The sequence below is a fragment of the Achromobacter sp. 2789STDY5608615 genome, assembly GCF_001298995.1.
Lineage (GTDB): Bacteria > Pseudomonadota > Gammaproteobacteria > Burkholderiales > Burkholderiaceae_B > Achromobacter > Achromobacter insuavis.
Genome location: NZ_CYTY01000028.1, coordinates 62441 through 80795, shown reverse-complemented (window position 1 = coordinate 80795; position 18355 = coordinate 62441). Strand labels below are relative to the sequence as shown.

The window sequence follows — 18355 nt, the reverse complement described above, 5'->3', positions numbered from 1 at the left end:
GAACAGCAGGGTCCACAGCACGATCATGGCGATCAGGCCGAGCCAGCAGGAGCCCCAGAAACCGACGATCGGCCATTTCAGGGCCAGCGGCGTCTTCTTGGGATCGACGTGGCCCAGCAGGTCATTGGCATTGCCGATGAGCCAGAAACGGGTGCCGGGGAACATCAGGCGGAAGAAATAATCCAGCATGATGGCGGCCTTGATCGCCAGCGGATAGCGCTCGAAGGGGCGGTGCTGCAGATAGGGATGCTTGAGCGCGGCGTTGATCTGCTTGCTCTTGACGAAGAACAGCACCAGGCCGCTCAGCGAGCAGGTGATGAAGCACAGCACGAAAAGGCTGAAGGCCATGGCCATGGCGGGTGAATGCATGGAAATCCCGGTAACGCGCGGCGCGGCCGCGAACAGAGGGTTGTAGGAAAGGGCGGTCAGCCGCGGGTCTGGCCTTCGCCGGTCAGCACCCACTTGAGCGTGGTCAGGCCTTCCAGGCCGACCGGGCCGCGGGCGTGCAGGCGGTTGGTGGAGATGCCGATTTCAGCGCCCAGGCCGTATTCGAAGCCGTCCGCGAAGCAGGTCGGCAGGTTGACGTAGACCGAGCTGGAATCGACTTCGCGCTGGAAGCGCTGGGCCGACGACAGGTCTTCGGTGACGATCGCGTCGGTGTGGCCGGAGCCCCAGCGGGCGATGTGCTCGATGGCGTCGTCGAGCGAGTCGACGATGCGGATCGCCAGGATCGGGCCGAGGTATTCGGTACCCCAGTCTTCCTCGGTGGCCGGCTTGGCGTGCGGCAGCAGCGCCAGCGTGCGCGGGCAGCCGCGCAGTTCGACGCCGTGTTCGGTCAGCGCGGCTGCCAGGCGCGGCAGGATCGAGACGGCCGCCACGGCGTCCACCAGCAGCGTCTCCATGGCGCCGCAGATGCCGTAGCGGTAGGTCTTGGCGTTGAAGGCGATGGCATGGGCCTTGTCCGGATCGGCGGCCGCGTCGATGTAGATGTGGCAGTTGCCGTCCAGGTGCTTGATCAGCGGCACGCGGGCTTCCTGCGACAGGCGCGCGATCAGGCCCTTGCCGCCGCGCGGCACGATGACGTCGATGTGCTCGGTCATGGTGATGAGCTTGCCGACCGCGGCGCGGTCGGCCGTGGCCACGACCTGCACCGCGTCCTGCGGCAGGCCGGCGGCCGCCAGGCCCTGCTGCACGATGCGGCCCAGCGCCACGTTCGAGTGCAGCGCTTCGCTGCCGCCGCGCAGGATGGCGGCATTGCCGGACTTCAGGCACAGCGCCGCCGCGTCGATGGTGACGTTGGGGCGCGACTCGTAGATGATGCCGATGACGCCGAGCGGCACGCGCATCTGCGCCACGCGCATGCCGTTGGGGCGCACGCTGGTGGCGGTGACGCTGCCGATCGGGTCGGGCAGGGCGGCGATCTGGCGCAGGCCCTCGGCCATGTGCGCCAGCGTCTTTTCCGACAGGGTCAGGCGGTCGAGCAGGGCCGGCTCCAGGCCGTTGGCGCGGGCGGCGGCGACGTCCTTGGCATTGGCGGCGAGCAGGTCGGCCTGGTTGGCGGCGAGCGCCTCGGCCATGGCCAGCAGGGCCTGGTTCTTGGCGGCGCTGTTGGCGCGCATCATGGCGCGCGAAGCCCGGCGCGCGTTGTCGCCCAGGGTCAGCATGGCTTGTTCGATGGAGGACGAGGACATGGCGGCGTCGATCATGGTGAGGGGGCGGCCAGGGCGCCGCGTGCGATAGGGATAGTTTATCCGGCCGGGGGCCGGGAGGATTAGGAGGCGGCCGGGGCCGCCTTCACGGTCGGTTGCCGGCGGCGGCGACGCGCAGAGCCAGGCGGGTCATTTCTTCCCAGGGGTCGGACAGCCGGCCCGGGACGGACAGCCCCTTGATGAGGCGGTCCACTTCGTGCGCATGCTGCACCGCGGCGGGCCAGACGTCGGGACGGACCCGGCCCAGCGCCTGCAGCGCCAGGCGTTCGTGCGCGCCGAAAATGCGCAGGCGGCGCATCAGGCCATTGGCGTCCTGGCCCAGGCTGCGGGCCTCGGCCACGCGCGCCAGCAGGCGGATTTCCTCGCCCACCGCCCACAGCACCAGCGGCAGGGCTTCGCCCTCGGCGCGCAGGCCGTCGATCATGCGGATGGTGCGGGCGATGTCGCCGGCCAGCATGGCGTCGCGCAGGCCGAACACGTCGTAGCGCGCGACGTTGAGCACGGCGCGCTCGACGTCTTCGGCCGCCAACTGGCCTTCGGGGTAGAGCAGGCCCAGTTTCTGGATTTCCTGGTGCGCGGCCAGCAGGTTGCCTTCGACCTTGTCGGCCATCCATTGCAGGGTGGCGTTGTCGGCGCGCTGGTTCTGGCGCGCCAGGCGCTGGCCGACCCAGGCGGGCAGGCGGCCGCGTTCGACGCTGGCGATGTCGACCATCATGCCGCCACGCGCCAGGGCCTGCATCCAGCGGCCTTCACGGGTGGCCTTGTCCAGGCGCGGCAGCGACACCAGGATCAGCGTGTCGGGGTTGTCGGCCTGCTTTTCAGCCTGCTCGGCCAGGCGCGCGAGCGTGTCGGCGCCGGGCTTGCCGGGCTTGCCCGTGGGGATCTTGAGTTCGAGAATGCGGCGGTCGCCGAACAGCGACACGCTCTGGGTGGCGGCGATCACCGCGCTCCAGTCGCTGCGCGCATCCATCACCATCGACAGGCGCTCGGTGTAGCCCGCCGCGCGTCCGGCGGCGCGCAGCGCGTCGACCGCCTCGGTCACCAGGAGAGGCTCGTCGCCGGACACCGTGTACAGCGGCGCCAGGCGGTTGCCCGCCCGCTGCAGGTGGTCGGCCAGGCGATCCGCGTCCAGGGCTTGTGCCATCGGTCAGCGCAGGTTGGCCGGGTCGGTGGTGGACGGGGTCTGCCACGGCGCCGGGGTGCTGCGCGGCGTCGGCGCAGTCGGATCGTACAGCGGCGTTTCGCCGTCTTCGCCGCGCTGCTCGCGGTTCTCGAACGCCTTGCGCACTTCAGGCGCGGTCATGCGGCGCAGCAGGCGCGAGACCAGGTCGCGCTGCATGGCGATGTACAGCGTTTCGATCTGGCCTTGCTTGGCCTGGACGATCTGGTCGTCGTACGGCATTTCGCGGTAGATCGACAGGGTCGTGTCCGGGATCAGGGCGCGGCCCTTGGCGTCGATCAGGCGGAAGGTGTAGTTGATGCCCAGTTCGTATTCCTCGACACGGCCCTGGGCGTTCAGCGACACCTCGCGCAATGCGCGCGTATTGGAGACCTCTTGCAGGATCGCCTGCGCGTCCTTCGGCGAAGTCACCAGCTTTGTGTCGGGCGACGCGGCCCGCAGCGCGCGGCGCACGTCGGCGCCGAACTGGGTGTTGTCGGCAATGCCGAGATAGAGCGTATCGAACGGCAGCGGCGTGACGCCGCGCAGCGTGAAGCCGCAAGCGGAGATCAGCATGAACAGCGCCAGGCAGGCGCCGCGCAGCAGCCAGGATTGGCGGGGGGAGTGCGTTTGTTGCCCGGCGAAGTACATGCTTGACCTCATCAGCCTACGACGTTGACCAGTTTGCCCGGAACCACGATGACCCGCTTGGGCGGGCGGCCTTCCAGGTAGCGGGCGACTTCTTCCTGGGCGGCGGCGAGTTTCTCGATGTCTTCCTTGGCGGCCTTGGCGGCGACGCGGATCGAGCCGCGCAGCTTGCCGTTGACCTGCAGCATCAGTTCGATTTCGTCCGCCACCAGCGCGGCCTCGTCGACGTGCGGCCAGGGCGCGTCGAGCAGGTCGCCCAGCTCGTTCGCGTAACCGAGGTCGCGCCACAGGTGCCAGGTGATGTGCGGCACCACCGGGTACAGCACGCGCAGCAGCACGCCCAGCGTTTCGGCGTAGGCGGCGTCGGCGTGCGCGCCTTCCGGCAGCTTGGCGTCGTCGATGGCGTTGAGCATCTTCATGCACGCGGACACGACGGTGTTGTACTGGATGCGCTGGTAGTCGTAGTCGGCCTGCTTGAGCAGGTTGTAGACCTCGCGGCGCAGATCTTTGACCGCGGCGGGCGCGCCGCTCCAGTCGGCGCCGGCGGCCAGGCCGCGGGCGATCGTGTCGCGCTGCGCGTAGCTGATGGACCACAGGCGGCGCAGGAAGCGGTTCGAGCCTTCGACGCCGGAATCGGACCATTCGAGGGTCTGCTCGGGCGGGCTGGCGAACATGACGAACAGGCGGGCCGTGTCGGCGCCCAGCGTGTCGATCAGCGATTGCGGATCGACGCCGTTGTTCTTGGACTTGGACATCGTGCCCACGCCGCCGTAGGTCACGTCGGAACCGTCGGACTTGAGCTTGGCGCCGGTGATGGCGCCGCGCGCGTCGTAGACGTTCTCGACTTCCTCGGGCCAGAAATACTCGATGCCGCCCTGGGCGTTCTTGCGCGAGTAGATGTGGTTCAGCACCATGCCCTGGCACAGCAGCTTGGTGAAGGGCTCGTCGAAGTTGAGCAGGCCCATGTCGCGCATGACCTTGGTCCAGAAGCGCGCGTACAGCAGGTGCAGGACCGCGTGCTCGATGCCGCCGATGTACTGGTCCATCGGCATCCAGTAGTCATTGCGCGCGTCGACCATGGCGTTGTTGTTGCCCGGCGAGGTGTAGCGCATGAAGTACCAGGACGAGTCCACGAAGGTGTCCATCGTGTCCGTCTCGCGGCGCGCCGGCTTGCCGCAGCTGGGGCAGGCGCACGACAGGAAGGCTTCGTTCTTGGCCAGCGGATTGCCGCTGCCGTCCGGAATCAGGTCGGCCGGCAGCACCACCGGCAGGTCTTTCTCGGGGACCGGCACCGGGCCGCAGTCCGGGCAGTGGATGATGGGGATCGGGGTGCCCCAGTAGCGCTGGCGCGAGATGCCCCAGTCGCGCAGGCGCCAGGTGGTCTGCTTTTCGCCCAGGCCTTGCGCGCCCAGGTCGGCGGCGATGGCGTCCACGGCTTCCTTGTGAGACAGGCCGTCGTACTTGCCCGAGTTGATGGTGCGGCCGCTCTGCTTGTCGCCGTACCATTCCTGCCAGGCGTCGGTGGAATAGGCCTTGCCGGCCACGTCCACGACCTGGCGGATCGGCAGGTCGTATTTCCTGGCGAAGGCGAAGTCGCGCTCGTCGTGGGCGGGCACGCCCATCACGGCGCCGTCGCCGTAGGTCATCAGCACGTAGTTGCCGACCCAGACCTCGACCTGGTCGCCGGTGACCGGGTGCGTCACGAACAGGCCGGTGGGCAGGCCTTCCTTTTCACGCGTGGCCAGTTCGGCCTCGGTGGTGCCGCCCAGCTTGCACTGTTCGATGAAGGCGGCCAGCGCCGGGTTCGACTGCGCGGCGTGGGTGGCCAGGGGGTGTTCCGGCGCCACGGCGCAGAAGGTCACGCCCATGATGGTGTCGGCGCGGGTGGTGAAGACGTACAGCTTGCCGTCCTGGATCAGCTGGCCGTCCTGGCCGGCGATCTGGTGCGGGAAGGCGAAGCGCAGGCCTTCGGACTTGCCGATCCAGTTTTCCTGCATCAGGCGCACGCGCTCGGGCCAGCCGGGCAGATCGTTCTGCACCGCGCCCAGCAGTTCGTCGGCGTAATCGGTGATGCGCAGGTAGTAGCCGGGGATCTCGCGTTTTTCGACCGGAGCGCCCGAGCGCCAGCCGCGGCCGTCGATGACCTGTTCGTTGGCCAGCACGGTCTGGTCGACCGGGTCCCAGTTCACCACCTGGGTCTTGCGGTAGGCGACGCCCTTTTCGAGCATCTTCAGGAACAGCCACTGGTTCCACTTGTAGTACTCGGGATCGCAGGCGCACATTTCGCGCGACCAGTCGATCGCCAGGCCCATCGCCTTCATCTGCTTCTTCATGTAGGCGATGTTGTCGTAGGTCCACTTGGCCGGCGGCACCTTGGACTTGATGGCGGCGTTCTCGGCCGGCATGCCGAAGGCGTCCCAGCCCATCGGCATCAGCACGTTGTAGCCCCGCATGCGCAGCTGGCGCGCCATCATGTCGTTGATGGTGTAGTTGCGCACGTGGCCCATGTGCAGCTTGCCGCTGGGATAGGGCAGCATCGAGCAGGCGTAGAACTTCGGCTTCTCGGAGCCGTCCGGGTTCTTCGCGTGTTCATGGACCAGATAGGCGTCGCGGGCCTGCCAGTCTTGGTGGGCGGCCGCTTCGACGGTAGTGGGGAGGTAACGTTCCTGCATGGGCTCGTGCGCGATGGCGAAAAATGGGTGAGCCGCCCCCGCGCGCCAGGCGCGGGGGCGGCCAAAACCCCTGATTATAGGAGGTGCTAGGCGCGGATAGGGGACGGGGCGATTTCCGGGATGCGGGCACTGGCCCCCAGCATGCCGTAAGCCAGGGTTATGGCCCCCAGAACCGCGCCCGCGGTGACCACGCCGGGCCAGCCGTAATGGGAGTAAAGCCAGGACGATACCAGCGATCCGGTCGCCCCGCCGATGAAGTAGCTGGTCATGTAACCGGCCGTCAGGCGGCTGCGGGCCTCGGGCCGGGTGCGGTAGAGCGAGCTGGTATTGGTGACATGGACGCCCTGGATCGCCAGGTCCTGGATCAGGATGCCGACCAGCAGCGCGATGACCGAGGCCTGGCCGAAGGCCATCAGCCCCCAGGAAGCCAGCAGCAGCAAGAGGCCGATGCGGGTGGCCTGGTTGCCCAGGCCGCGGTCGGCCAGGCGGCCGAAGCGGTTGGCGGCATAGGCGCCAGCGGCGCCGGCCAGCCCGAACAGGCCGATGGTGGTGTTGTTGAAGCCGTAGTCCGGTCCCGACAGCAGGAAGGTCAGCGGCGTCCACAGCATGCTGAAGGCGGCGAACAGCAGGCCGCCCAGCAGCGAACGGCCGCGCAGCAGCGGTTCCTCGGCGAACAGGCGGAAGATCGAGCCGAGCAGGCGCGGGTAGCTCATGGCGGCCTGGCTCTTGTGGCGCGGCAGCACCTTCCAGAGCGCGGCGGACATGGCCAGCATCAGGATCGCGGCGACCCAGTAGACGGTGCGCCAGCTGCCCAGGTCGGCCAGCACGCCGGCCGCGGTGCGGGCCAGCAGGATGCCCAGCAACAGGCCGCTCATGACGGTGCCGACCGCCTTGCCGCGCTCGTGCGGCGCCGCCAGGGTGGCCGCGAACGGCACCAGCACCTGCGCCACCACCGACAGCATGCCGGTCACCGCGGTGCCCAGCATCAGCATCTGGATGTTGCGGGCGAAGGCCGATACCAGCAGGCCGCCGGACGACAGCAGGGTCATCAGCACGATCAGGCCGCGGCGCTCGAACAGGTCGCCCAGCGGCACCAGCAGGATCAGGCCGAGCGCGTAGCTCAGCTGCGCGATCATGACGATGCTGCCCGCGGTGGCGTTGGACAGCGTGAACTGCTGGCTGATGGTGTGCAGCAGCGGCTGCGCGTAATAGTTGCTGGCGACCGCCAGGCCGGTGGCCACGGACATCAGCAGGATGACGGGCGCGGTGAGCGGGGCGGGTTGGGCGGGAGCGGCGTTCATGTGAGGCGGGGAGTCGGGAGTGGCGGGGGAAGGGCTCAGGCGGCGATGCCGCCGGGCGTTTCCTGGTCGTGCGGGATCAGCAGTTTCTTCAGCAGGCCGGCCATCTGGCGGCGTTCGGCGGCATTGAGGGGGGCGAGCAGCGCTTCGAGTTCGCGCAGGTAATCCTTGAGGACCTGCTTGATGACGCGCAGGCCTTCAGCGGTCAGCGCCACGATGACGCCGCGGCGATCGTCGGGGTTCGGCGTGCGCGCCAGCAGGCCGGCCTGTTCCAGGCGGTCCAGCCGGTTGGTCATGGCGCCCGAGGTCAGCAGCAGCGCCGCGACCAGCTTCTGCGGATTCATGGCGTGCGGCGCGCCGGTGCGGTACAGCGTGGCGAGCACGTCGAATTCGCCCTGATGCAGGTTGTGGCGCTTGAATGCCTGGCCGACGTCGCGCGCGGCGAAGGCGTGGAAGCGGAACACGCGGCTGAGGACGCTCATCGGCGAGATGTCCAGGTTGGGGCATTCCTGCTCCCACTGCGACAGCACCAGGTCGACCAGATCGTTCATGATGTTTTTATATAAAGTATCTTTACGTGAAGATAAATTCTAGCAGGCCGGCCTGGGATCATGCAAGGCGCGCCCGCCGGCCGGCGCGGACCGCGCCAGGAAGCGCGGGCGCGCAAAAAAGAAAGGGCCCGCCCCTTGCGGGGCAGGCCCTTTCCGGCTTGACCGGATAACCGTGCGGAATTACTGCGCGGCGTCCTTCAGCTTCTTGAGCGGGCGAACCTTCACCTTGACCGAAGCCGGCTTGGCGGGGAACCAGCGCTCTTCACCGGTGAACGGATCCTTGCCGAAGCGCTTGGCCTTGGCGGGAACCTTCTGCACGGCAACCTTGAACAGGCCGGGCAGCGTGAATTCGCCAGCGCCCTTCTTGTCCACGGAGCTCAGCACCGAGGTTTCCAGGCTGGCCAGGACGGCCTTGACCGACTTGGCTTCGACGCCGGACTGCTCGACGATGTAGGCGATCAGCTGGGTCTTGTTCAGAGCAGCCTTGATAGCCTTGGGGGCGGCAGCGACCTTCTTGGCGGCGACGACCTTCTTGGCTGCGGGCTTCACAGCGGGTTTGGCGGCGGTAGCCTTCTTTGCGGGCGCCTTGGCGGCGGGCTTGGTGACTTTCTTGGCAGGAGCTTTAGCTTTCGTGGCCATGGTCAAAATCCGTATGTTGAGGACATTGGGGCAGCGCGCGCGCCGGGTATCGGCGTTTAGCACTACGCGCCCGATGATAGCGGAAGAGTGGCGGTTGTAGCCGCTTTCGCAAGGCCTTTCGCGCAATCTTTGTTGTTTTCCAGGCAGAAAAACCCCTTCTGCAAGGGGTTCTGCAAAATGCAGTGACAATCACTGCGATTTTTTCAGTGCCGCGAAAGCGCTGCGCAGCGCCGCCGCGCGTCGCGCGAAAGTGCTTTCGCAAGGGACTTTTGAACCATCCGGGGCCGCCGTGTTCCAATGCTTCGCGCCGCGCGTCGGCGGGCGCATGCAGGCGGCCGCGGGCTGCCTGCGCGCGCTGGCCCGCGTGCCATCCTTACCCCGCATGGAAGTGAAGCACCCTATGTTGATGAAGAAGTTGGCGGCGAGCCTGCTCGTTGCGACCGCATGTATGTCAGGCGCCCTGGCGCAATCGATGCCCCAGCCCGACCTGTCCGCCAAGGCCTGGTTGCTGCTGGACGAGACCAGCGGCCAGGTGATCGCCTCGCACGCCGCCACCGCCCGGATCGAGCCTGCCTCGCTGACCAAGATCATGACGGCGTACGTGGTGTTCAGCGCCATCCACAACAAGGAGCTGTCGCCGGACCAGAAGGTGACCATCTCGACACGCGCCTGGAAGGTGCCGCCCGGCAGCTCCAAGATGTTCCTGGAGCCCGGCTCCAAGGTGTCGGTGGATCAGCTGCTGCGCGGTCTGATGATCCAGTCCGGCAATGACGCGGCGATCGCGCTGGCCGAAGCGGTGTCGGGCAGCGTCGAGGCGTTCGTGGCGCGCATGAACGACACCGCCGCGCAACTGGGCCTGCACGGCACGCGCTTCGCCAGTCCCCACGGGCTGCCGGACCCGGGCACGTATTCCACCGTCAGCGACCTGTCGATCCTGGCCACGCGCTTCATCCGCGACTACCCCGAGCTGTACAAGACCTACGATTCGGCCAAGACTTTCACCTACAACAACATTACCCAGCCCAACCGCAACCGGCTGCTGTGGCTCGATCCCAGCGTCGATGGCCTGAAGACCGGCCATACGGAGGCGGCTGGCTACTGCATCGTGGCCACCGCGCACCGGCCCAACGGCCGCGACCAGCGGCGCCTGATCACGGTGGTGGTGGGCACGGCCTCGGACAAGCTGCGCACCCAGGAAAGCCGCGAGTTGCTGGAATGGGGCTTCCAGGGGTTCAATACCATCAAGTTATATGCAAAGGGCCAGGCGGTGGCCACGCCCGAGGTCTGGAAGGGCCAGGCCGACACGCTCAAGGCCGGCTTCGCGCGCGACGCCTACGTCACGGTGCCGGCCGGCGCCAAGGTCGAGCCTGTCTGGGCGCCGCAGGACCCGCTGGTGGCGCCGATCGCGGCCCAGGCCACGGTCGGTTCGCTGCGCGTGATGGTCGATGGCAAGCCGGCCATGCAGTTCCCGGTGGTGGCGCTGGAGCCGGTGGCCGAAGCCGGATTCGCCGGCCGCGCCTGGGATTCCATCCGCCTGTGGTGGCGCGGGCATTCCTGATCTGACGGGAGGGGACATGGCGGTGAGTTTTCCGGGTGGGCCGGCCGCGGCGCCGACCACCGATGATCCCCTCGGGCTGCTGTCGGCCTGTCATGGGCGCATTGCGCGGCAATGCGCCACCTTGCGGCGCCTGGCCGCGCATCTGCCGACACATGGCAGCGACGCCGCCGCCCAGGTCGCGGCGGCGGGCGTCGCGCGCTATTTCCAGACGGCCGCGATCCATCACCACGAGGACGAGGAAGAGGACCTGTTCCCGGCCCTGATCGAGTCCATGGCGGGTTCCGACGCCGTCTGCCTGCATGCGCTGGTCGATGGGTTGATTGCCGATCACGCGCGGCTGGCGGCGCTGTGGGCGCCGTTGCGGCAAATCCTGGACGAGATCGCGGCGGGCCATCCCGCGGTGTTGCCGGCGGCGCAGGTGGAGGCGTTCGCGGCGGCCTATGCCGCGCATATCCAGCGCGAAGAGGACGAGCTGCTGCCGCTGGCCGCGCGCCTGATCGATGATGATGCGCTGGCCGCGATCAGCCGGGCGATGAAGGCGCGGCGCGGCGGCGAGGCCGGCTGAATGTCGTCGCGCGCCGGGCGGCCGCCAGCCGCTTTCTTTTAGTGTTAAATGATCGCAGCCGGGGCAATCCGCGCCGGATCTCGAACCGCCACGCCATGCACCGCAACGCCCGCTTTCGCCGGAAACTGCAGGATCCCGCCTTGATGCACGCCATGTCGGCGCACAATCCGCTGTCCGCCCGGCTGGCGGCCGAAGCCGGATTCGATGCGATCTGGGGCAGCGGCTTCGAACTGTCGGCCAGTTATGCGGTGCCGGACGCCAACATCCTGTCTGCCGGCCTGCACCTGGACATGATGCGCGCCATCGCCGCCACGGTCGACGTGCCGGTCATCGCCGATATCGACACCGGGTTCGGCAACGCCATCAACGTCTCCTACGTCGTGCCGCAATACGAGGCCGCGGGCGTGTCGGCGGTCGTGATGGAAGACAAGACCTTCCCCAAGGACACCAGCCTGCGCGCCGACGGCCGCCAGGAACTGGTGCGCGTCGAGGAATTCCAGGGCAAGATCGAGGCGGCTTGCGCCGCCCGCCGCGATCCCGATTTCTGCGTCATCGCCCGCACCGAGGCCCTGATCGCCGGCCTGGGGCAGGCCGAGGCCCTGGCCCGCGCCGCGGCCTACGAAGCGGCCGGCGCCGACGCCATCCTGATCCATTCCAAACAGGCCACGCCCGACGAGGTGCTGGCCTTCATCGCGGCCTGGTCCGGCGGCGTGCCGCTGGTGCTGGTGCCGACCGCCTATCCGCAACTGCGCGAGCGCGACATCCAGGCGCTGGGCAAGGTGGGCCTGGTGATCTACGGCAATCATGCGATCCGCGCGGCCGTGGGCGCGATGCGCGAGATCTTCGCCCGCATCCGCGCCGAGGGCGGCATCCATGCCGTCGATGCCGGCCTGCCGACGGTGCGCGATATCATCGGCCTGCAGGGCGATGCGGACATGCGCGAGCTGGAACGCAGGTTCCTGCGCTGAGCGCGCGGGAATACCGAAAAAAAGGGCAGGGGAGCGATGGCGGCGGGACGGAAAGCGGGGTTGGCGCGGGTGTTTGGCGATTGGGTGCCGGAAGTCGGCCCCGCGACCCTGCGCGCGGACCTGGCGGCCGGGCTGCTGGGCGCGCTGCTGGTGCTGCCGCAGGGCGTGGCCTTCGCCACGCTGGCCGGGCTGCCGGCGCAGTACGGCCTGTATTCGGCCATCGTGCCCTGTATCGTGGCGGCGCTGTTCGGCTCCAGCCGCCATGTCATGTCCGGCCCCACCAATGCCAATTCGCTGGCGCTGTTCGCCGTGCTGACGCCGCTGGCGGTGGCGGGCAGCCCGGGCTACATCGAGCTGGCGCTGGCGGTGACGGTGCTGGTCGGGCTGATGCAATGGCTGGTGGGCGCGCTGCGGCTGGGCTCGCTGGCGCACTTCATTTCGCCGTCGGCGCTATTTGGCTTCACCAGCGGCGCGGCCCTGCTGATCGCGGTGCATGCGCTCAAGGATGCCCTGGGCCTGCCGGCGCCGGACTCGCATGGCGCCGGCGCCTTGCTGGCCAGCCTGGCTGGCCATTGGGACCAATTGCAGGCGGGCGCGCTGCTGGTGACGGCGGTGACCCTGGCTTCGGCCCTGTTGCTCAAGCGGCTCGACAAGCGCAAGCCCTATATGCTGGCCGGGCTGGCGGCGGGGGCGCTGGCCGCGGCGGCGTTCAACGCGGCGGCGGATCGCTTGGGCGCCACGCCGGTGCCGCTTCTGGGCGACCTGGCGCAGCCGTGGCCGCCCTTCCATGTGCCCAGCGTCGATTGGCGCGCCTTGCCCGATCTGCTCAGCCTGGCGTTCGCGCTGACCATCGTGGCGCTGGCGCAGTCCATTTCCATCGCCAAGGCGGTGGCGACGCGCTCGGGCCAGCGCATCGACGCCAATCGTGAATTCGTCGGGCAGGGCCTGTCCAACGTGGTCGGCGGCTTCTTTTCCTGTTATCTGTCCTGCGGTTCGCTCAACCGCTCCATTCCCAACTACGAGGCGGGCGCGAAGACGCCGCTGGCGGCGGTGTTCTCGGCGTTGCTGCTGATGGCGCTGGTGGCGCTGAGCGGCCCCTTGCTGGCGCGGATCCCGCACGCGGCCATCGCGGGCCTGCTGCTGCTGGTGGCCTGGACCCTGCTGGACGTGCCGCGCTGGCGCCAGCTGATCCGTACCCAGCCCGGGGAAAGCGCGATCGCCGCGGCCACGCTGGCGGCCACCGTGACGATCCGCATGGAGGTCGCGATCCTGCTGGGCACGGTGCTGTCGCTGATGGCGTACCTGCACCGCACCTCGCGGCCGGCGATGCGCACCATGGGCTTCGATTCGCGCGGGCTGGACCGCCGTTTCGTGGTGCTGGCGCAGCAGCCCGAGGCATTGCCGGAATGCCCCCAGCTCAAGCTGCTGCGCATGGAAGGGTCGGTGTATTTCGGCGCCGCCGCGCACGTGGCGCAGCGCCTGCAGGAACTGCGCGAGGGCGCGGCGGCGCCGCGTCATTTGCTGGTGATGGCCAAGAGCATGAATTTCATCGACCTGGCCGGCGCCCAGGTCTGGGAGGACGAGCTGGTGGCGCGCCGCGCCATGGGCGGCGACCTCTATTTCCACCGGCCGCGCCCCGAGGTGCTGGCGATGTGGCGCCGCACCGGCTTCCTGGAGCGGCTGGGCGCGGACCACGTGTTCCCTGACAAGGCGACCGCGCTGCACACGATTTACGCGCGGCTTGACCCGGGCATCTGCGCCGGCTGCCAGGCCAGGGTGTTCTGGGAATGCCAGCCCGAGAGCCCGCAGGCCGGCCACTGAGCCGGTCTCAGCCCGGGGCGTCGGTGCCCAGGTAGGCGGCCTGGACGCGCGCGTCGGCCGCGATCCGGTCCGGCGGGCCTTCGGCCAGCAGGCTGCCGCGCACCAGCACGGCGATGCGGTCGGCATGCTTGAACACCACGTCCAGGCTGTGCTCGGTGAACAGCACCGCCATGCGCTGCGTATCGGCCAGCTCGCGCGTCAGGCGCATGAGCGCATGGCGTTCGTTGGTGGCCATGCCGGCGGTGGGTTCGTCCATCAGCAGCAGCTTAGGCCGGTGCGCCAGCGCCATGGCCAGCTCGACCCGCTTGACGTCGCCGTAGGCCAGCGCGCCGCAGTGCGCGCCGGCCTGGGTGGCCATCCGTACCTGTTGCAGCAGCGCCATGGCTTCGTCGGGGCGGTGCGAGGCGGCGCGGCGCCAGGGGCGCAGCAGCAGGCGGTCGCGCGACAGCAGGGCGGTCTGCACGTTTTCCAGCACCGTCATCGAGCGGAAGGTGGCGGCGGTCTGGAAGGTGCGGCCGACGCCCAGGCGGCAGATCTTGCCGGCCGGCAGGCCCACCAGCTCGCGTCCATCCAGGCGCACGGAGCCGGCGTCGGGCCGCAGCTGGCCGCCCAGCACGTTGAAGCAGGTGGACTTGCCGGCGCCGTTCGGACCGATCAGCGCCAGCATGTGGCCGGCCTCGAGCTGGAACGAGACGTCCGCCAGCGCGTCGATGCCGCCGAACGATTTGCGCAGCCCCTGGACCCGCAGCAAGGCGTCGGCCGTGGTCATGCGCGCCTCCGCGCCCCGCGCGCCGCGGCGCCCGCCAGGCCTGCGGGAAACACCATCACCAGCGCCAGGATGGCGAGCCCCAGCACCGCGTGCCAGTAGTCGGTGCTGCGCGCCGCGGCATCCTGCAGCCAGGTGTAGGCCGCCGCGCCGACCAGCGGGCCGGCCAGCGTCTGCAGGCCTCCCAGCAGCACCATCACCAGGCCGTCCACCGACCGACTCACGCCGAGCACGTCGGGGGCGATGCTGCCTTTGGAGAACGCGTACAGCGATCCGGCCAGGCCCGCGGCCAGCGAGGCGGCCACGAAACCGACCCACTGGATGCGCCGCGTGTCCATGCCCAGCGCCTCGGCCCGCAGGGCCGAATCGCGCGCGCCGCGCAGCGCGTAGCCCAGCGGCGAGAACGCCAGACGCCGCAGCCAGGCGATGCCGAGCGCGCACAGCGCCAGCGTCAGGTAGTAGAACCAGGGCCCCTGCGTCAGCCAGCGCGACGGCCACAGGCCGATCAGGCCGTTGCTGCCGCCGGTGACGTCGTCCCATTGATAGGCCAGCGCCCACAGGATCTGCGCCACCGCCAGGGTCAGCATCGCCAGGTACACGCCGGACAGCCGCACGCAGAACCAGCCGAACACCACGGCGCCGAGTCCGGCGGCCAGCGGCCCGAGCAGCAAGGCGGCTTCCATCGGCAGCGCCGCCAGCTTCAGCAGCAGCGCGGCGCCATAGGCGCCCAGGCCGAACCAGGCGGCGTGGCCGAAGCTGGTCATGCCCGCCAGGCCGGTCAGGAAATGCAGGCTGGCGGCGAACAGGGCGGCGATCAGCACTTCGGTCAGCAGGATGCCCAGATAGGGCCATTGCGCAGCCGCCAGCGGCGCCAGGAGCAGCAGCGCCAGCAACGCACCATAGGCCAGCCGCAGGCGGCGGCCGGCGGGGGCGATGGGCGCCTCGGCCGCCAGCGCGCGCGAGGAGGGCGCCGGCGCCCGGCCCAGCAGGCCCCACGGCCGCGCCACCAGCACCACCGCCATGACGGCGAATTCGGCCAGCAGCGTGAGCTTGGACAGGTTGAACAGCCAGGGGCCGATTTGCACCTGGCCCAGGAAGACGAAGACGGCCTTGACGCAGCAGATCAGCACCGCGGCCAGGAAGGCGCCGGGGATCGAGCCCAGGCCGCCTACTACGACGACCACGAAGGCGCTGGCGATGATCTCCAGGTCGAGCCCGAGCGTGGCGGGCACGCGCGGCGCGGCCAGCGCGCCGCCCAGCCCGGCCAGGAACGCGCCCAGCGTGAAGGCCGAGGTGAACAGCCAGGCCTGGTTGACGCCGAGCGCGGCCAGCATGTCGCGGTTTTCGGCGGCGGCGCGCAGCAGCCGGCCCCAGCGGGTGCGCATCAGCAGCAGCCACAGCAGGCCCAGCACCACCGGGCCGGCCACGATCAGCAGCAGGTCATATTGGGGAAAGCGCCGGCCCAGGATCTCGACCGCGCCCGACAGGCCGGGCGCGCGGGCCGCAAACAGGTCTTCCGGACCCCAGATCGCCAAGGCGGCGTCGCCGATGATGAGCACCAGCGCGAAGGTCGCCAGCAGCTGGAACAGTTCCGGCGCGCGATACAGCCGCTTGAGCACCAGCAGTTCGGCGGCGGCGCCGATCAGGCCGGTGGCCAGCGCCGCCAGCAGCAGGCCGGCCCAGTAACCCGGCCCGTCGCCGAAATAGCGGGTGAAGCTCCAGGCCAGGTAGATCCCCAGCATGTAGAAGGAGCCGTGCGCGAAGTTGACGACACGCGTGACGCCGAAGATCAGCGACAGGCCGGCGGCCACCAGGAACAGCGCGCTGGCGTCCGCCAGGCCGTTGAGCAGCTGCGACAGCAGCCCCGACAGGCTCATCAGTGCGGACGCATCTTGCGCACTTGTTCATCCGGCGGCTGCAGGCGCGCGCCGTCGATGTAGGCGAAGTCCTTCATGATGCCCTTGCCGTCCTCGACCGCGGTGACGCCGATGTAGACGCCCATGGTCGACTGGTGGTCGATCTTGCGGTACTGGATCGGGCCGTAGGGCGTATCCACTTTCAGCCCGGCGAAGGCGTCGACCAGCTTTTCGGTGTCGACTTCGCCGGCAGCCTTCAGGCCCTGGGCGATCGACATCAGCGAGGCGTAGCCGACCACCGAGCCGACCTTGGGCGTCTCGTTGTAGCGCTTGCGGTAGGCCTCGACGAAGGTCTTGTTGGCCGGGGTGTCGATGGCGTACCAGGGGTAGCCGGTGACGATCCAGCCCGACGGCGTGTCGGCGCCCAGCGGTTCCAGGTATTCCGGTTCGCCGGACAGCACCGAGACCACGGCGCGGTTCTCGAACAGGCCGCGGGTGTTGCCCTCGCGCACGAAGCGGGTCAGGTCGGCGGCGAACAGCACGTTGAAGATGGCGTCCGGCTTGGCGTCGGCCAGCGCCTGCACCACCGCGCCGGCGTCGACCTTGCCCAGCGGCACGGCCTGCTCGGCGACGAATTCGACGTCGGACTGGAACGACTTCATCATGGCCTTGAAGGTGGCCACGGCCGATTGTCCGTACTCGTAATTGGGGTAGACGATGGCCCAGCGCTTCTTGCGCAGGGCCAGCGCCTTGGGCGCCAGCGCGGCCACGTGCATCCAGGTGGAGGGGCGCAGGCGCCAGGTATAGCGGTTGCCTTCCTGCCAGGTGATCTTGTCGGTCAGCGGCTCGGCGGCCAGGAAGAACACCTGTTGCTGCTTGGCGAAGTCGGTCAGCGCCAGCCCGGTGTTGGACAGGAAGCCGCCGAACAGCAGGTCGACCTTTTCGCGCGCCAGCAGTTCCTGGGCGGCGCGCACCGAGTCGCCGGGGTTGCCGTTGTCGTCGCGCGAGATCACCTCGAGCTTGCGGCCGAGTACGCCGCCGGCGGCGTTGATCTCTTCCTGCGCCAGTTGCCAGCCTTTCTTGTACGGACCGAGGAAGGCCGGAATCGCCTTGTAGCTGTTGATCTCGCCGATGCGGATCGGCGGTTCCTTGTCTTTGGCGTCCTTGGCGGACGCGACGGGAGTCAGCACCAGGGCCAGTAGCGCGGGAGCGAGCGCGCGGCGCAGCAGGGTCAGGCAGGGACGGAGCATGGCGGATATCGCAGGCAAGAAGGTCCGACCGGAGCCGGGCCTTGTAGGGGACGATTGCTGTTGCGGCCCAATTGAAGCATGCGCGGCGTCCGAGCGCCAAGGAAAACGGCGGGGGACGGGTCCGTCCGCCAACGTGAGAAGACCCTGCGATGCAGGGCCCTTCAATGAAAGACCCCGCCTAAGCAGGGCCCAGCAATGAAAAAAGCCCTGCGAGGGCAGGGCTTTTTCGACTTTCCGGAGACCGGCCGAATTACTTCAGCTTGGTTTCCTTGTAGTCAACGTGCTTGCGAGCGACCGGATCAAACTTCTTGATCAGCATCTTCTCGGGCATGTTGCGCTTGTTCTTGGTGGTCGTGTAGAAATGACCCGTGCCGGCAGTCGACTCGAGCTTGATCTTTTCGCGGATACCTTTGGCCATGTCGTGCTCCTAGTATGTCAGATTGGCGGGGGGCCGATTAGGCCAGTTCGCCGCGGGCACGCATGTCGGCCAGCACGGCGTCGATGCCGTTCTTGTCGATCGTGCGGATGGCCTTGGCCGAGACGCGCAGGCGCACCCAGCGGTTTTCGCTTTCAACCCAGAACCGGCGCGATTGCAGGTTGGGCAGGAAGCGACGCTTGGTCTTGTTGTTCGCGTGCGAAACGTTGTTGCCCACCATCGGGCCTTTGCCGGTCACTTGGCATACGCGTGCCATGGATGCACCTCATTTATTCTTGCGCATCGCCGGGGGGTAGACAGGGTTTCAGCCGCCGGGCTGTATCAGAGGCGTGGATCGTCGTGGTCTTGCCACGAGGTCTTGCCATCTTGCCGGCCACCCAGTCTTAGTGGATGAGGGGGAATCGGGGATCCCGCCCAGTGCTTATACCCGCTGCCTGCCATCCGCAAAAATGCGCTTGG

The 18355-nt window shown here is 68.6% G+C and carries 17 protein-coding genes; 4 read left to right on the top strand and 13 right to left on the bottom strand.

Going from position 1 to position 18355, the window contains the following annotated elements; all coding sequences use genetic code 11:
- The 8 genes from AOZ49_RS22070 to AOZ49_RS22035 all read right to left on the bottom strand — a co-directional run.
- Positions 1–369, bottom strand: a 369-nt coding sequence (locus AOZ49_RS22070) for a hypothetical protein (RefSeq protein WP_197286765.1), incomplete at its 3' end; no start/stop codon positions are given.
- Positions 370–425: 56 nt separating this feature from the next.
- Positions 426–1706, bottom strand: a complete 1281-nt coding sequence (locus AOZ49_RS22065) for a glutamate-5-semialdehyde dehydrogenase (RefSeq protein WP_054477769.1) — start codon at positions 1704–1706, stop codon at positions 426–428.
- Between the two features lie 88 nt (positions 1707–1794).
- Positions 1795–2853, bottom strand: coding sequence for a DNA polymerase III subunit delta (holA, locus tag AOZ49_RS22060; protein WP_054431703.1), 1059 nt, complete (start codon positions 2851–2853; stop codon positions 1795–1797).
- Positions 2854–2856: 3 nt separating this feature from the next.
- Positions 2857–3519 (bottom strand): LPS-assembly lipoprotein LptE, encoded by a 663-nt coding sequence (lptE, locus tag AOZ49_RS22055; RefSeq protein ID WP_054477767.1) that lies wholly within the window; start codon positions 3517–3519, stop codon positions 2857–2859.
- Between the two features lie 11 nt (positions 3520–3530).
- Positions 3531–6188, bottom strand: a complete 2658-nt coding sequence (gene leuS / locus AOZ49_RS22050; RefSeq protein ID WP_054431701.1) for a leucine--tRNA ligase — start codon at positions 6186–6188, stop codon at positions 3531–3533.
- A gap of 86 nt (positions 6189–6274) precedes the next feature.
- On the bottom strand, positions 6275–7489 hold the full coding sequence (locus AOZ49_RS22045) for an MFS transporter (protein WP_054431700.1): 1215 nt from the start codon (positions 7487–7489) through the stop codon (positions 6275–6277).
- Between the two features lie 35 nt (positions 7490–7524).
- Positions 7525–8037, bottom strand: a complete 513-nt coding sequence (locus tag AOZ49_RS22040) for a MarR family winged helix-turn-helix transcriptional regulator (protein WP_054477765.1) — start codon at positions 8035–8037, stop codon at positions 7525–7527.
- Between the two features lie 180 nt (positions 8038–8217).
- Positions 8218–8676, bottom strand: coding sequence for an HU family DNA-binding protein (locus AOZ49_RS22035; RefSeq protein WP_006385647.1), 459 nt, complete (start codon positions 8674–8676; stop codon positions 8218–8220).
- Between the two features lie 400 nt (positions 8677–9076).
- Here AOZ49_RS22035 and AOZ49_RS22030 point away from each other — a divergent pair, with 400 nt between their 5' ends.
- The 4 genes from AOZ49_RS22030 (at position 9077) to AOZ49_RS22015 (ending at position 13588) form a co-directional block, all read left to right on the top strand.
- The gene (locus AOZ49_RS22030) at positions 9077–10234 is read left to right on the top strand and encodes a D-alanyl-D-alanine carboxypeptidase family protein (RefSeq protein WP_082380543.1); all 1158 of its coding nucleotides are present in this window, start codon (positions 9077–9079) and stop codon (positions 10232–10234) included.
- Positions 10235–10250: 16 nt separating this feature from the next.
- Entirely contained in the window at positions 10251–10799 is a 549-nt protein-coding gene (locus AOZ49_RS22025; protein WP_054477763.1) for a hemerythrin domain-containing protein, read from the top strand.
- A 95-nt stretch (positions 10800–10894) separates the two neighbouring features.
- Entirely contained in the window at positions 10895–11767 is an 873-nt protein-coding gene (locus AOZ49_RS22020) for a phosphonopyruvate hydrolase (protein ID WP_054477761.1), read from the top strand.
- A gap of 36 nt (positions 11768–11803) precedes the next feature.
- Positions 11804–13588 carry a SulP family inorganic anion transporter gene (locus tag AOZ49_RS22015; RefSeq protein ID WP_054477759.1) on the top strand — a complete coding sequence of 595 codons (1785 nt, stop codon included), beginning with the start codon at positions 11804–11806 and terminating at the stop codon, positions 13586–13588.
- Positions 13589–13595: 7 nt separating this feature from the next.
- Here AOZ49_RS22015 and AOZ49_RS22010 read toward each other — a convergent pair whose 3' ends face one another.
- From AOZ49_RS22010 to rpmB, 5 genes are all read right to left on the bottom strand, one after another.
- The gene (locus AOZ49_RS22010) at positions 13596–14357 is read right to left on the bottom strand and encodes an ABC transporter ATP-binding protein (RefSeq protein WP_054431695.1); all 762 of its coding nucleotides are present in this window, start codon (positions 14355–14357) and stop codon (positions 13596–13598) included.
- Positions 14354–16231, bottom strand: a complete 1878-nt coding sequence (locus tag AOZ49_RS22005; RefSeq protein ID WP_054477758.1) for an ABC transporter permease — start codon at positions 16229–16231, stop codon at positions 14354–14356. Before AOZ49_RS22005 ends, AOZ49_RS22010 begins: the two co-directional genes overlap by 4 nt.
- Entirely contained in the window at positions 16231–17460 is a 1230-nt protein-coding gene (locus AOZ49_RS22000) for an ABC transporter substrate-binding protein (protein ID WP_082380540.1), read from the bottom strand. Before AOZ49_RS22000 ends, AOZ49_RS22005 begins: the two co-directional genes overlap by 1 nt.
- 250 nt (positions 17461–17710) lie before the next feature.
- Positions 17711–17878 (bottom strand): 50S ribosomal protein L33, encoded by a 168-nt coding sequence (rpmG, locus tag AOZ49_RS21995; protein WP_003810296.1) that lies wholly within the window; start codon positions 17876–17878, stop codon positions 17711–17713.
- 37 nt (positions 17879–17915) lie between these two features.
- Positions 17916–18152 carry a 50S ribosomal protein L28 gene (rpmB, locus tag AOZ49_RS21990; RefSeq protein WP_006390601.1) on the bottom strand — a complete coding sequence of 79 codons (237 nt, stop codon included), beginning with the start codon at positions 18150–18152 and terminating at the stop codon, positions 17916–17918.
- Positions 18153–18355: the final 203 nt, after the last annotated feature.

Excerpts from the sequence above, each read along its gene's own strand:
- lptE (WP_054477767.1), bottom strand. The coding sequence starts at position 3,519 with ATGTACTTCGCCGGGCAACAAACGCACTCCCCCCGCCAATCCTGGCTG.
- rpmB (WP_006390601.1), bottom strand. The coding sequence starts at position 18,152 with ATGGCACGCGTATGCCAAGTGACCGGCAAAGGCCCGATGGTGGGCAAC.
- AOZ49_RS22010 (WP_054431695.1), bottom strand. The coding sequence starts at position 14,357 with ATGACCACGGCCGACGCCTTGCTGCGGGTCCAGGGGCTGCGCAAATCG.
- AOZ49_RS22040 (WP_054477765.1), bottom strand. The coding sequence starts at position 8,037 with ATGAACGATCTGGTCGACCTGGTGCTGTCGCAGTGGGAGCAGGAATGC.
- holA (WP_054431703.1), bottom strand. The coding sequence starts at position 2,853 with ATGGCACAAGCCCTGGACGCGGATCGCCTGGCCGACCACCTGCAGCGG.
- AOZ49_RS22025 (WP_054477763.1), top strand. The coding sequence starts at position 10,251 with ATGGCGGTGAGTTTTCCGGGTGGGCCGGCCGCGGCGCCGACCACCGAT.
- AOZ49_RS22065 (WP_054477769.1), bottom strand. The coding sequence starts at position 1,706 with ATGATCGACGCCGCCATGTCCTCGTCCTCCATCGAACAAGCCATGCTG.
- AOZ49_RS22000 (WP_082380540.1), bottom strand. The coding sequence starts at position 17,460 with ATGCTCCGTCCCTGCCTGACCCTGCTGCGCCGCGCGCTCGCTCCCGCG.
- AOZ49_RS22035 (WP_006385647.1), bottom strand. The coding sequence starts at position 8,676 with ATGGCCACGAAAGCTAAAGCTCCTGCCAAGAAAGTCACCAAGCCCGCC.
- leuS (WP_054431701.1), bottom strand. The coding sequence starts at position 6,188 with ATGCAGGAACGTTACCTCCCCACTACCGTCGAAGCGGCCGCCCACCAA.
- AOZ49_RS22045 (WP_054431700.1), bottom strand. The coding sequence starts at position 7,489 with ATGAACGCCGCTCCCGCCCAACCCGCCCCGCTCACCGCGCCCGTCATC.
- rpmG (WP_003810296.1), bottom strand. The coding sequence starts at position 17,878 with ATGGCCAAAGGTATCCGCGAAAAGATCAAGCTCGAGTCGACTGCCGGC.
- AOZ49_RS22005 (WP_054477758.1), bottom strand. The coding sequence starts at position 16,231 with ATGAGCCTGTCGGGGCTGCTGTCGCAGCTGCTCAACGGCCTGGCGGAC.
- AOZ49_RS22015 (WP_054477759.1), top strand. The coding sequence starts at position 11,804 with ATGGCGGCGGGACGGAAAGCGGGGTTGGCGCGGGTGTTTGGCGATTGG.
- AOZ49_RS22020 (WP_054477761.1), top strand. The coding sequence starts at position 10,895 with ATGCACCGCAACGCCCGCTTTCGCCGGAAACTGCAGGATCCCGCCTTG.
- AOZ49_RS22030 (WP_082380543.1), top strand. The coding sequence starts at position 9,077 with ATGTTGATGAAGAAGTTGGCGGCGAGCCTGCTCGTTGCGACCGCATGT.